The sequence below is a fragment of the Rhodococcus sp. BP-349 genome, from assembly GCF_019835845.1.
Taxonomy (GTDB): domain Bacteria; phylum Actinomycetota; class Actinomycetes; order Mycobacteriales; family Mycobacteriaceae; genus Rhodococcoides.
Map to the genome: position 1 here is coordinate 1,136,728 of NZ_JABUDR010000002.1, position 12,329 is coordinate 1,149,056.

Consider the following 12,329-nt stretch of genomic DNA (forward strand, 5'->3'; position numbering starts at 1 on the left):
CTCGTGGGACTGTCAGGAGGTGCGGGGGAGCTCGTCGACGAACTCGTACGAGCAGCCCAGCGCACTGCGCTCGTCGGTCACGCCGTTCTGCCGGAACCACGCGACGCACGCGTTGGCGATGAGCTGGGTGTCGCGGCTGAACAGATAACCGTCCGTGCAGTCGTCGAAGTGGTCGTCGTGATGCCAGTGGTCCAGCTCCAACCCCTCGACACCATGGTCGACCAGTCGGAGTCGCTGGAGAACGGCTCGCGATCGGCGCACCATGTACACGCCGTCGTCGAGGACGTGGATCTGCGCGTTGAACACGTCCCCCTCGTCGTCGGGGTCGTAGTCGCTGGGACCGAGTTCGATGATCAGGCCGGCGGGCTTGTCGAACATCGATTCCATCAACCATGCTGCGGTGCCCTCGGAGTCGTCGACGGGCAGAACTCGGCCGTATCCGTCGGTGATGTTGTCGAGGAGTCCACCGCGGGGCAGGGGAGCGATCCATGCGTCGATGGCGTCGCCGTTCCTCCGAAGGTTCGCAACGCCGTCGTCGGTCAACCAGGCGGGGCCGTGGAAGAACTGCTCGACGCCCGACATGCCGTCGGAGTTGGTGTACTTCGCGTACCAGTTGTCCAGGTCGACATCCTTGTCGGTGACGACGACGCATCTGGTGCCGTCGATGCGGAGTGCGTACTGCCACTGCGGGATTGCCGTCGGCCGATTGTCGACGCGCGGACGAGAGTGCTCTCGTTTCCATACCGCGGTCTCGACCGTCCTGATGCGTGTAATGGACCACGCGTTGCTGATGACATGGAGGGATTTGGCGGTGAGTTGGCAGGCCCAGGAGACGTCCCAGTCGCGCCTCGACACGATGATGTGCCGACGCCCGTTGTCGGCGACGACGACGTCCGCGCGTTCCCTGGACCGGAAGTAGTCGGACAGCTCCACGTCATCGACGAGCTCGTCGTACGGCTCGATTTCGATGATGACGGTGTACCGCGTGCCCTCACTCGCCGGCAGTCGGCGAGTGCGGGGGAGGCGACTGTCGGCCATGTGAGGGCTGGTGGACCAGAGGTCCGACCGGCTCGTCTCGACACCGAGGACGCTCCACTCCTCTGCGAGCCTGTCGACAGCATGGAGAGCAGCCTGTCCGGAGACCCACCATCCGCTGCCGGGTACGTCGAGGACGACGCGTGCATGACCGAGCGGTGACCGGTCGATCCTGGCCGCGTCGTCACCGACCTGGTGCAGCAGCCGGAGGTACTCGTCCGGTTCGATCTGGTCGAAGGGCCGGTCGATCTCGACTGCGATAGTGAAACCGGGATTGCCGGCGGGGATACCGCCCAAGCCGCGACTGTCGTGGTCCATGGGGTTCTCGATTCTGTGCGAACAACGAGCTCGACGTCGGAGAACCGAGCGTCGCCGGCAGGAATCATCCGTCTGCCTACTCATTGTTTACAGCAGGGCACCGACATGTTTCGGGCACCTGCGCGCACCGAGATGCCCACGACTCGGCCTTCTTGTTCCGGTTCCGCTCGATGGCCGCACGGACCAGTCCGGCCAATGCCTCCTCGTCGACGACGTCACCTTCGAAGAGTTCGTACGAGCGCCGCTGCTCACCGCCGAGCTCACCGTTGACGATGCCCTTCGGGTCGTCCAGCGATGCCCCGTACTGGAAGCCGAGCTTGACGATGTCGCCGACGATGAGCGGACCGTCGAGATCCCCGGAAGGCGAGCCCATGTACTTGCAGCCCTCCACGATGCCGTTGTCGACGGACAGAATCACCCGTCGTGCTTCGGCGAGGGCGTCACCGCGCCAGTCGGGATGCGCTGCTATCAGGCCGTCATCTCGGCACTCGGTTCCATGGCTGTTCCTTCGTCGACTGCGTGATCACAGTAGTAAGGCGACTCGATCCCGAAGTGACCCCGCCGCGTTCAGGTCAGCTCAACGTCATGTACGGCGTCCACACCGTGAACGAGTGACCCATCGAGGAACAGTTCAGCGATCCCTTGACACCGATGTTGCAAGTGGCCCCGCCGTAGCTGAGCGAGCCACCGAGGGGCGTGCTCCCGGCACGCCCACGCGGGCCGCCGATCCCGAAGGTCGGGTGAGCCGGGAACCACGGCACGTCGATCGCGACGTCGTAGACCACGGGGGCGAAGGGGATCTGGGTGAGGTACTCGCCGCCCGGAAGATCGCAACCCACGACCCCCGCCGGGGTGATGGAACAGTTGGCGGCGCCGGTGGAGAAGTACGCGACATCGCCCTGCAGGAAGGCCGCCGGATCGACGGGCACCGGTGCGGGGTAGTCGACCGCGGACGCGGTGCCGGCACCGACGACGGACATCGTCGCGGCGGTGATGCCGACGAACGCGGCTCCGGCGAGCTTCGTGAGCGAGCGCATGAGGATCCTCTCGGATGGTCTGGTCTTCTCAGTGTGTCTGCATCACCGGGCGACTCGTTACTCGGCCGAATGGTTTGTGACCATTTCGTTGCTCTGCGCTCTGGGCGTGGTGTCCCATTTCTCCGATGTCGGACGCGGGAACCCGCTCGACAGGGCGGACTGTGGAACACCACGCCCGGGTCAGGCCCGAACCGTCACACCCACCCCACGCCCATCAGTGGCTGGTGGTGGGCACAGATGGAGTACTCGGGCTCCCACGGGAAGTGGCCGTCGACGTCCGGCCACACCAGTTGCAGCGCAGTGAAGTCCGAGTACAGCGCACCGGTGACCACCATGTCCGCGGTGTTAACGGCCTGAATGACCACGATGTCCGGTTCGTCACCGGTCGCACTGCGGATCGTGATCCCGGACGACAGTGCGAGACCGGCGACCATCTGCGACGCCATGTCGTGGAGCAGGCTCCCCGACAGATGGAACGGCAGTCCGTAGACGATCAGCTCGGGCAACGACCTGCTCGTGAGACCCGTCGTGTACGCGACGTCGGGTACCTCGTGATCCGACCCCGCCACGGCAGTCACCGCCCACCCGTGGCGCGCGATCTTCCTCTTGATGTCCGGCACTGAGACGCACCCTCTGCACATAGTTTCCCCCCGGAAGTCGATGCGGAGGAGGAAGGTAACGCGGCGGTACGACAGGCGGTGCAGCTCTGGTCGTGGTGTTCCACTTGCGTGTCCTGCGCGCGGGATCCCGCCGGTACTGCTCGCGAGTGGAACACCAGGCCCACTCGCGCTCCTCCCGGCGCGGATCGCTCGAACCCCTACCCCCGCGCAGCCTTCAGGTGCCCCTCGGACACAGCTTTGAGGTGGGTGAGGTCCGAGGCCACGGTCGCGAAGGTGTAGCCCTGCGCCAGGCGCTTCGCCGCGACCTCGCCGGAGGGTGTGTGGATGCCGGCCGCGATACCTGCGGCGGCGGCAGCTTCCTGCACGCGCACCACAGCAGCGTCGAATACGTCGTCGACGGAGCTGTCCGAGGGGGAGGCGCCACCGACGGCGATGCGCAGGTCCGACGGCCCGACGTACACGCCGTCGAGTCCGGGCACGGCGCAGATGGCCTCGACGTTCTCGAGGCCGTCGGGGGTCTCGATCATCGCGAGCACGACGACACTGTCATTCGCCTCGGCGGGAAGAGGTCCGACGCGCAGCTGTGAGCGCATCGGACCGTACGAGCGCACGCCGGCAGGGGGATAGCGCACGTAGGCGACGGCGCGGGCGGCGTCCTCGGCGGTGTCGATCAGCGGCACGATGACGCCGCGTGCACCTGCGTCGAGTGCTTTGCCGATGTAGGTCTGGTCGTTGGACTCGACCCGCACGAGTCCGGCCGGGCCCTGAGCCGCGTCGATGGCGGTGAGGCCGCGCAGCATCCCGTCGTAACCGATGAGGCCGTGCTGGAGGTCGAGGCAGATGTAGTCCCACCCGACGTGGGCGAGCCACTCGGTGGAGACGGGGGAGTCGATGACGGACCAGTAGCCCAGTGCCCGTTCACGGGAACGGATGCGACGGGCGAAATCGGCGGCAGACATGAAGTATTCCTATCGGTTGTAGGCAGGCATCGGGCCGCGCAGTGCCGCACCGACCTCGTCGCACGCGGCGACGACGTCGTCGGAGAGCGGACCGCGGCCCAAGGCGTCGATGTTGGCCTGCAGGTGGCTGGTCTTGGAGCCGCCCAACAGAATCGGTCCGGTGAGGGGCTTCGATCGCAACCAGCGCAGGGCGAGCTCGGTGAGCGGCATGCCGGCGTCCGACGCCACCGCGGACAGGCGCGTGATCGCGTCGAAGATCTGGGTGTTCCAGTACCGCTCGCGGTACATCTCGGCCAAGCGCGAATCGCCGAACCGTCCCTCGCCGGGCGCTTCGTCGAACGAGTGCTTGCCGGTGAGGAGGCCGCCGCCCAACGGGTTGTAGACCATCGTGGTGATACCGCTGACGGCGGCGAACTCGGCGTACTCCTCCTCGACGCGGCGGGCCAGCAGGTTGTAGAGCTGCTGCGCGACGACGGGTCGCGGCGCACCCACCTCGTCGCACACGCGATTCACCTCGGCGATCTGCCAGGCGGCGAAATTCGAGACGCCGAGCGCTCCCACCTTGCCCTCGGCCACGAGCTTCGCAATGGTCCCGAGGGTGTCCTCGAGCGACGACGCGCGGTCGGGCTGGTGCAGGTAGAAGAGGTCGACGTGGTCGGTGCCGAGCCGGCGCAGGCTGGCCTCGAGTCCGAGCCGCAGCCCCTCGGGTGACAGGGGCGAGTGGCCGTCGGCGTCGCCGAGGAACATGCCGCCCTTGGTGGCGAGGGTGACCTCGTCGCGTCGACCAGCGAGCAACTGCGCCAGGATGCGTTCGGACTCGCCGCCCGCGTACCCGTTGGCGGTGTCGATGTGGGTGATGCCGGCGTCGAGTGCCGTGTCGAGCAGAGCGCGCGACCCGTCGAGATCGACAGTGTCACCGAAGGTCATGGTGCCCAGCACCATCGGGCCGAAAGGCAGGGAGCCGAACATCATGCGGGTACTCCAGAGGTAGGTGCCGGTCGACCCGACAGAACGTAGCGCGGCTTGACGCCCTCCATCGTGGAGGGGTCGAGTGCCGCGGCGCGCAGGGCTGCCGTGTACGGGTGCTGCGGGTTGGTCAGAACGTCTGTGGTGGGGCCGCTCTCGACCACGCCGCCCTTGCGCATCACGACGACGTTGTCGCTGATCTCCCGCACCACGCCGAGGTTGTGCGAGATGAAGACGTACGTGATGCCGGTGTCGTGCTGGATGGTGCGCAGCAGGTCGAGCACTTGCGCCTGCACCGACACGTCGAGCGCACTGGTGGCCTCGTCGCACACGAGGATCTCGGGTTCGGACGCCAGGGCACGCGCGATGCCGATGCGCTGACGCTGGCCCCCCGAGAACTCGCCCGGTCGGCGGTGCAGGGACGACGCCGGCAGCTGGACCTGGTCGATCAGCTCGGCGGCACGTCGGGCCCGGTCCGCCTTGGAGCGAACACCTTTGAGGCGCAGCGGCTCACCGACGATGTCGACGGCCGTGAGATGCGGATCCAGCGAGCCATACGGGTCCTGGAAGACCATCTGCACGCGCGAGCGGAAGGGCTTGAGGGCTCGCTCCTTCATCCCGGCGATGTCCACACCGTCGACGAGGATGCGTCCCGACGTCGGTGTCAGCAGCCGGACGATCGACTTGGCGATGGTCGACTTGCCGCAGCCGGATTCGCCGACGATCGCGAGGGTCTCGCCCTTGTCGACGCTGAAGCTGACACCGTCGACGGCGCGGAAGGTGCCGGTGGCGACGGGATACTCGACGACCAGGTCGTCGACGGTCAACAGGCTCATGCCGGGACTCCTTGATCGGCGGGTGCGCCCGACCAGGTGCCCAGCTGGGGGACCGCGTCGAGAAGCTTCTTGGTGTAAGCGTTCTGGGGATTGCGGACCATCGACTGGGCGTCACCGCTCTCGACGAACCGGCCCGACTTCATGACGTGGATCCGGTCGGACATCAGCCGGGCCACACCCAGGTCGTGGGTGATGAGCAGCATGCCGATGCCGGTGCGCTCCTGCAGTTCGAGCATGAGGTCGAGGATGCTGGCCTGAACGGTGACGTCGAGTGCGCTGGTGGGCTCGTCGGCGACGATGAGGTCGGGATCGGCGGCCAGGGCGCATGCGATGAGGACACGCTGCAACATGCCGCCCGATAACTGGTGTGGGTACCTGTTCAGCTGGTCCGCCGGGTTGACGATGTGGACCTGATCGAGCAGCTCGACTGCGCGGGTGGTCTGCGCGGACTTGCCGCGGACACCGCTGTGGTGGATGGCCTCTCGCAGCTGCGACCCCACCGTGTGAACGGGGGAGAGGGCCGTCATCGGGTCCTGGGGAATGAGGGCGATGTCCGCGCCCCGGATCTTCCGAAGCGCCTTGTCGTCGCCGAGGATGTCGGTTCCCTTCCAGCGTGCGCGGCCGGAGAGGACCGCGAGATCATCGGGCAGCAGCCCGAGGATTCCCATCGCGGTGGTCGACTTGCCGGAGCCGGACTCGCCGATGATGCAGACGGTCTCCCCCGGCGCGATGTCGAAGGAGACCCCGTCGACGGCGCGGACGATGCCGTTGTCGGTGACCAGCTCGATCTGAAGTTCGTCGACGGTGAGCAGTGACTCGGTCATGTCAGGCCTTCTTTCCCGAGATGGCGAAGCGCCCCAGCACAGCCTTGAGGCCCGAGCCGGCGGGACGGTCGCGCAGACCGTCGCCGAGGAGGTTGACGCCGATGACGAGGAGCACGATGACGAGGCCCGGCAGGGTGACCAGCCACCACGACGTCGTGATGTAGTCCTGTCCGTCGGAGATGATGCGGCCCCACGTGGCGAACGGTCGCTGCGGTCCGGCGCCGAGGTAGCTCAGGGCGGACTCGAGGAGCACCGCCTGCGCGAGGAGGAGCAGCACCACCAGCGAGGTCTGCTTGATGACGTTCGGGATGATGTGGCGCGTGAGGATGGCGACCTTGCCGAGGCCGAGTACCCGCGACGCGGCGACGTACGGCTTCTCGCGCTCCACGAGCACCAGAGAGCGTGTGAGGCGGGCGATCTCGGGCCACTGGGCGATCGCGATGACGAACGTGATGACCGGGATGGACGGACCGAAGAGGGCGACGACGAGGAGCAGCATCATGAGCAGCGGGAGGGACAGCTGCGCTTCGAGCAACCGGCTGATGACGGTGTCGACCCAGCCGCCGAAGTAGCCGGCCATGGAGCCCAGGGTCAGGCCGATGAGGCCGGAGACCAGCACGGCGAGGATGCCGACGAGCAGTGATACCTGGCCGCCGTACAGAACGCGGGCGAGAAGGTCGCGTCCGAGCTGATCGGTTCCGAACAGGTGGCCGTCGGTGAGCGGTGCGAGACGGCGGGCACCGAGGTCGGTGGCGTCCGGATCCTGCAGCGGCAGAACACGAGCGAACGCGACGGGGAGGATCACGACGAGTGCGCAGACGCTGCCCACCCAGATCTTCAGTCGGCTGTCGCGGGCGCGCCGAGTGGAGCCTGCCTTGGCGATGTCCTTCGCGGTGACCGCCGACGGGCGCTCCGCCTGCGGGGGCTCGAGTGTTGTTGTCATCTAGGACGTTCCCTTCCCCAGGCGGACGCGGGGGTCCAGAAGCGGGTAGCAGAGGTCGACGAGGAGCTGGACGAGGACGGCGAGCACCGCGGTCACGAGCACGGTGGCCTGGATCAAGGGGTAGTCGCGGGTCTCCAGTGCGCGGACGACGAGCGATCCGACACCGGGCCAGGCGAACACGACCTCGACCACCACGACACCGTTGAGCATCGACGCGAAGCGCGTGCCGAGGGCGGTGAGAACGGGGATGGACGAATTGCGCAATGCGTAGCGCCAGATCAACTTTTGCTCCGACACACCGCGAGCGCGGGCGACCGTCGCGTACTGGGACCCGAAGGCGCCGACCATCTCTCGACGCACCATGCGGGAGATCAGGGCGATCTGCAGGATGGCGACGGTGACCATGGGCAGGACGAGCGACGACCACGTGGCGAAGCCGGCGGCCGGGAAGATCGGGATCACCACGGCGAAGATGGTGATGAGCATCAGGCCCGTCCAGAAGTCGGGCATCGACTGTCCGGCGATCGTGACGACGTTGGCGCCCAGTTCGCGGCGGGTGTCCGCGCGGCGTGCCATCCAGACACCGAGAGGGATGGCGAGCAGTGTCGTCAGTCCGATCGAGGCGACCGTGAGCGTCAGTGTGTAGGGGAGGCGATCGAGCACCACGTCGAAGGCAGGCGCCTGGAACGAGTACGACGTTCCGAGATCGAGCTGCAGCAGTCCCTGCAGGTACTTCAGGTACTGCGTGATGATCGACTGGTCCAGACCCATGCTCTGACGGATCCGCTCGATGTCCTCGCTGGAGGCCAGCGGGCCCGCCATCGCGTAGGCGGGGTCGCCGGGTGCGAGACGGATCAGCACGAACACCGTGGTGAGCGTCAGGAAGATCGCGAGCGCGCTCTGACCGAGCCGCTTGACGATGTAGCGCGCCGTGCCCGCGGACTTCGACTTCGTCTTCGCGGGTTCGGCGGCCGGCGCGTCGGCGGGCGTGATCATGCCGGCGGTCACCGGGTCACCGTCCGTCGGACTGCGCATGTGTTCGTGGTGTGCATCGAACGACCTTTCGGGAGATGCCTCTGCGCTGGCTGGTCACGAGCGCGGGCTTCGATGTAACTCAGCTCACAATGGCACTTGTGCGCGAATCACGCAAGTAGCAATTCGTAGTTGCGTGTTGTGTGCAGACCTGCGTACAGTCCAGGTGTGCTTGCGGTCACAGTGCAGCTCCGCTCCTGACCCGCAACCCCTCATGACGCTCGAAGTTCGAAGAGAGGTCGACGATGACCAGATCGCCGTTCAACCAGCAGTTCTCCCGCCGCAATCTCCTGCGCGGCGGGATGCTGCTCGGTGGTGGCGTGGTGTTGGGCGCGGGTGCCAGTGCGTGCGCCACGCCTACCGGCACACCGGGCCCCACAACGGTGAGCCTGGCGCTCAACCGGTCGCTGGTGAGCCTGGACAACAAGCTCAACCAGTTCGACGCCGCCCTCACGGTGCAGCGCGGCGTGCGCCAAGCCCTCACCGAGATCGACGCGAACCTGAAGCCGCAGCTCGTCCTCGCCGACCGCTTCGATCTGGTCGAGCCCACCCGCTGGTTCGTGCACCTGCGTCAGGGCGCCGTGTACTCCGACGGCTCGCCCGTGCAGGTGCAGGACGTCGCAACGGCCATCCGGATGTACAGCGAGGTCGACGGATCGTTCGTCGGCGGCTTCTTCCCCGAATGGCCGACGGTCGAGCAGATGGACGACACCAGCTTCTCGTTGCTGACCACCAAGCCCGTTCCGGTGCTCGACTACCTGATGTCCAACATCCTCATCACGCCGGCGGCCGACAACAAGCCCGAGGAACTGCAGACCGGGCTCGGCTCCGGCCCGTACGTCGTGACGTCGGCCGACCGCGGTACCGGCAACTACACGCTCGAACGCAACACCTCCTACTGGGGCCCGGCGCCGAACATCGAGACGGTGCGCGTGCGCTTCGTTCCCGAGGAGTCGTCGCGCGTCGTCACGCTGCGCAGCGGCGAGGTGGACGTCATCGACTCCATCACGCCCGATGCGGCGGATCAGCTCGAAGGCTTGTCGAACGTCGTCGTCGACCGGGTCGACGGCGTCCGGCTCAACCAGCTGTTCTACAACTTCCGCAAGCCTGCCGACCATCCGCTCGCCGATGCTCGGGTGCGTCGCGCGCTGACGTACGCCATCAACGGTTCGGCGCTGATCGACCAGGTGATGCAGGGATCTGCGACCGCGTCCAAGGGCGTCATCCCGGCGATCCTCGACGGCGCCATCGAGACCGGGGAGTACACGTACGACCCGGCACGGGCGCGTGGCGAGCTCGACGCGCTCGGCATCTCCGACCTGGAGCTCAAGATCATCTGGGAGTCCGGCGAGTTCGCGGCCGACACCGACATCATGGAGTCGGTCGTCCAGATGTTCTCGGCGATCGGCGTCCGCACCACGTTGCAGCAGTTCGAACCGGGCGGCGACATCATGCAGTGGCGTCAGGGCAAGGCGGGCGACTGGGACATCCTCGGCAACGGATTCCCGAGTCCGACCGGGCTCGCGATCACCATCATGCAGGGCATGTACGCAGGCACCCCGGAGAAGGAACAGACCCGAGACACGTACCACGGGTACATGTTCCCCGAGATCGCTGCGGCCATCGCGCGTGCGTCCGAGGAGGTCGATGAGACCCGACGCACTCAGCTTCTCGCCGATGCGCAGCGTCAGATCTGGGACACCGTGCCCTGCCTGTGGTCCTTCGTTCCCAAGTCGGTGATGGCGCGTCGCGAACGCATCCAGGATGTGACCCTGCGTCCCACCAACTCCTACAACCTGTCCGCCGCGACACTCGTCAGTTGATCGAGGAGATCCCCGTGACCACCACCTTGGATGCCGACGGCATCGTTCGCCCCACCGCCGAGCCCGGGCGCCGTGATGCGCTGTTGACCCCGCCCGAGGTGCAGAACCATGCGGCCAATCTGGCTGTGCTGCCGGACGGTTCACTTGCGTGCGTCTGGTTCGCCGGCACGCAGGAAGGCGTTCCGGACATCAGCGTGTGGTTCTCACGACGGGACGGCGACGAGTGGTCGCAGCCGATCCGCCTCTCGGACGACGGGACGCGGTCGGAGCAGAATCCCGTGCTGAACGTGCGTGAGTCCGGTGAGATCTGGCTGTTGTGGACCTCGCAGCACGCCGGTAACCAGGACACCGCACGGGTGCTGCGGCGGATCTCGCCGGACGGCGGGCGCACCTGGGGCGACACCGACGTCCTGATCCCGGAGACCGAGGCCGGTGGAGTGTTCGTGCGCCAGCCCATGGTCACGCTGCCCTCCGGCCGGATCCTGTTGCCTGTCTTCCACTGCGTCCGCATCGAGGGACGCAAGTGGGTGGGCGACCGCGACTACTCCGGCGTCATGGTGTCCGACGACGACGGTGCCACCTGGCGCGAGGTGGTCGTTCCCGACAGCATCGGGTGCGTCCACATGAATATCGGCCGGGTGTCCGACGGTCAGCTCGTCGCCCTCTACCGCAGCCGCTGGGCGGACCACGTCTACCGTTCCGTCTCCGACGACGAAGGTGACACGTGGAGCGCTCCCGTCCCCACCGAGCTGCCCAACAACAATTCGTCGGTGCAGTTCGTCGTGCTGGCCGACGACCGACTCGCCCTGGTGTACAACGAGTCCAGTCGTGAGGACGCCACGGCGCGCCGACTGTCGTTGTACGACGAGATCGACGATCACGGCATCGCGGACAAGCAGGAGACGGTCGAGGAGGACTCGCCTCTGGACGACGGCGACCCGCGGCACGCCTTCTGGGGCGCACCCCGAGCACCGATGGCTCTGGCGATCTCGTCCGATCGCGGTGTCACCTGGCCGGAGCGCCGGAACCTCGAGGAGGGCGACGGGTACTGCCTGTCGAACAATTCCCGCGACGGACTGAACCGCGAGTTCTCGTACCCGTCCATCGTGGCCGACGGCCCGACGCTGCACGTGGCCTTCACGCGCTTCCGGCAGGCCATCGAGTACTGCGAGGTGCAGCCGGAGTGGCTGTCGTGAAGCACGCCGTCGTCACGGGCGTCAGCTCGGGAATCGGTGCGGCCACGGCACTCTCGCTTCTCGACGACGGATGGCGCGTCACCGGGCTGAGTCGTCGGCAACCGGAGATCGAGCACGAGAACCTGACGTGGGTCGAGGCCGACCTGGGCGATCTGGACGCGGTGGCGGAGATCGCGTCGGGTCTGTCCGCGGTCGATGCCGTCGTTCATGCTGCCGGACTGCAGCGTTCGGCTCCGCTCGGGTCGCTGAACGTCGACGACCTCCGCGACATGTGGCAGGTCCATGTCGCTGCGGCCGAGGTCCTGGTGAACGGCGTTGTCGACGCTCTGGAACCCGGTGCCCGTGTCGTCCTCGTCGGAAGTCGCACCATGACTGGCAATGCCGGCAAGAGCCAGTACGTCGCCACGAAGTCCGCGCTGACGGGCATGGCACGGTCGTGGGCCATGGAACTGGTGTCCCGCGGCATCACCGTCAACGTCGTCGCGCCCGGACCCACGGACACCGCCATGCTGGGTGACCCGTCGCGCTCGCACACTCCGCCCAAGCTCCCGCCCCTCGGGGCCTTCATCGACCCGTCGGAGGTCGCGGGGCTCATCGGCTTCCTGCTCGGCCCACTCGGCCGCAACATCACCGGCCAGGCGATCGTGCAGTGCGCGGGAGCGTCGTTGTGAACTTACTGCGCGAAACACGCAACTGGGCTACAGTTGTATGCGTGGTTCGCGCAACAAGGGGAAGGGCGG

At 67.0% G+C, this 12,329-nt stretch carries 13 protein-coding genes; 3 read left to right on the forward strand and 10 right to left on the reverse strand.

Annotated features, from left to right (window positions below):
- Positions 1–12 precede the first annotated feature (12 nt).
- From HQ325_RS22565 to HQ325_RS15640, 10 genes are all read right to left on the reverse strand, one after another.
- On the reverse strand, positions 13–1,353 hold the full coding sequence (locus HQ325_RS22565; protein WP_261778149.1) for a hypothetical protein: 1,341 nt from the start codon (positions 1,351–1,353) through the stop codon (positions 13–15).
- Between the two features lie 76 nt (positions 1,354–1,429).
- Positions 1,430–1,825, reverse strand: a complete 396-nt coding sequence (locus HQ325_RS15600) for a DUF1801 domain-containing protein (protein WP_261778268.1) — start codon at positions 1,823–1,825, stop codon at positions 1,430–1,432.
- A gap of 100 nt (positions 1,826–1,925) precedes the next feature.
- Positions 1,926–2,390, reverse strand: coding sequence for a hypothetical protein (locus HQ325_RS15605; protein WP_222630747.1), 465 nt, complete (start codon positions 2,388–2,390; stop codon positions 1,926–1,928).
- A gap of 194 nt (positions 2,391–2,584) precedes the next feature.
- Positions 2,585–3,010 (reverse strand): DUF4262 domain-containing protein, encoded by a 426-nt coding sequence (locus HQ325_RS15610; protein ID WP_056695792.1) that lies wholly within the window; start codon positions 3,008–3,010, stop codon positions 2,585–2,587.
- Between the two features lie 197 nt (positions 3,011–3,207).
- Complete coding sequence (locus tag HQ325_RS15615) at positions 3,208–3,969, reverse strand: HpcH/HpaI aldolase/citrate lyase family protein (RefSeq protein WP_222630750.1); 762 nt, start codon at positions 3,967–3,969, stop codon at positions 3,208–3,210.
- A gap of 9 nt (positions 3,970–3,978) precedes the next feature.
- The gene (locus HQ325_RS15620; protein WP_261778148.1) at positions 3,979–4,941 is read right to left on the reverse strand and encodes an aldo/keto reductase; all 963 of its coding nucleotides are present in this window, start codon (positions 4,939–4,941) and stop codon (positions 3,979–3,981) included.
- Positions 4,938–5,771, reverse strand: a complete 834-nt coding sequence (locus HQ325_RS15625) for an ATP-binding cassette domain-containing protein (protein ID WP_204868748.1) — start codon at positions 5,769–5,771, stop codon at positions 4,938–4,940. The genes HQ325_RS15620 and HQ325_RS15625 overlap by 4 nt, the downstream gene beginning before the upstream one ends.
- Positions 5,768–6,595, reverse strand: a complete 828-nt coding sequence (locus tag HQ325_RS15630) for an ABC transporter ATP-binding protein (RefSeq protein ID WP_051613142.1) — start codon at positions 6,593–6,595, stop codon at positions 5,768–5,770. The genes HQ325_RS15625 and HQ325_RS15630 overlap by 4 nt, the downstream gene beginning before the upstream one ends.
- A 1-nt stretch (position 6,596) precedes the next feature.
- Complete coding sequence (locus HQ325_RS15635) at positions 6,597–7,538, reverse strand: ABC transporter permease (RefSeq protein ID WP_222630752.1); 942 nt, start codon at positions 7,536–7,538, stop codon at positions 6,597–6,599.
- Positions 7,539–8,573 (reverse strand): ABC transporter permease, encoded by a 1,035-nt coding sequence (locus tag HQ325_RS15640; protein WP_261778147.1) that lies wholly within the window; start codon positions 8,571–8,573, stop codon positions 7,539–7,541. It abuts the gene before it with no gap.
- Between the two features lie 242 nt (positions 8,574–8,815).
- Here HQ325_RS15640 and HQ325_RS15645 point away from each other — a divergent pair, with 242 nt between their 5' ends.
- The 3 genes from HQ325_RS15645 to HQ325_RS15655 are packed head-to-tail and all read left to right on the forward strand — an operon-like array spanning position 8,816 to position 12,260.
- Positions 8,816–10,393, forward strand: a complete 1,578-nt coding sequence (locus HQ325_RS15645; protein ID WP_222630754.1) for an ABC transporter substrate-binding protein — start codon at positions 8,816–8,818, stop codon at positions 10,391–10,393.
- A 14-nt stretch (positions 10,394–10,407) separates the two neighbouring features.
- Complete coding sequence (locus HQ325_RS15650; protein ID WP_308014391.1) at positions 10,408–11,589, forward strand: exo-alpha-sialidase; 1,182 nt, start codon at positions 10,408–10,410, stop codon at positions 11,587–11,589.
- Positions 11,577–12,260 carry an SDR family NAD(P)-dependent oxidoreductase gene (locus HQ325_RS15655; RefSeq protein WP_222630756.1) on the forward strand — a complete coding sequence of 228 codons (684 nt, stop codon included), beginning with the start codon at positions 11,577–11,579 and terminating at the stop codon, positions 12,258–12,260. The genes HQ325_RS15650 and HQ325_RS15655 overlap by 13 nt, the downstream gene beginning before the upstream one ends.
- Positions 12,261–12,329: the final 69 nt, after the last annotated feature.

Coding starts and splice junctions, on each gene's coding strand:
- HQ325_RS15615 (WP_222630750.1), bottom strand. CDS start 3,969: ATGTCTGCCGCCGATTTCGCCCGTCGCATCCGTTCCCGTGAACGGGCA.
- HQ325_RS15620 (WP_261778148.1), bottom strand. CDS start 4,941: ATGATGTTCGGCTCCCTGCCTTTCGGCCCGATGGTGCTGGGCACCATG.
- HQ325_RS15630 (WP_051613142.1), bottom strand. CDS start 6,595: ATGACCGAGTCACTGCTCACCGTCGACGAACTTCAGATCGAGCTGGTC.
- HQ325_RS15640 (WP_261778147.1), bottom strand. CDS start 8,573: ATGCGCAGTCCGACGGACGGTGACCCGGTGACCGCCGGCATGATCACG.
- HQ325_RS22565 (WP_261778149.1), bottom strand. CDS start 1,353: ATGGACCACGACAGTCGCGGCTTGGGCGGTATCCCCGCCGGCAATCCC.
- HQ325_RS15625 (WP_204868748.1), bottom strand. CDS start 5,771: ATGAGCCTGTTGACCGTCGACGACCTGGTCGTCGAGTATCCCGTCGCC.
- HQ325_RS15635 (WP_222630752.1), bottom strand. CDS start 7,538: ATGACAACAACACTCGAGCCCCCGCAGGCGGAGCGCCCGTCGGCGGTC.
- HQ325_RS15645 (WP_222630754.1), top strand. CDS start 8,816: ATGACCAGATCGCCGTTCAACCAGCAGTTCTCCCGCCGCAATCTCCTG.
- HQ325_RS15605 (WP_222630747.1), bottom strand. CDS start 2,390: ATGCGCTCGCTCACGAAGCTCGCCGGAGCCGCGTTCGTCGGCATCACC.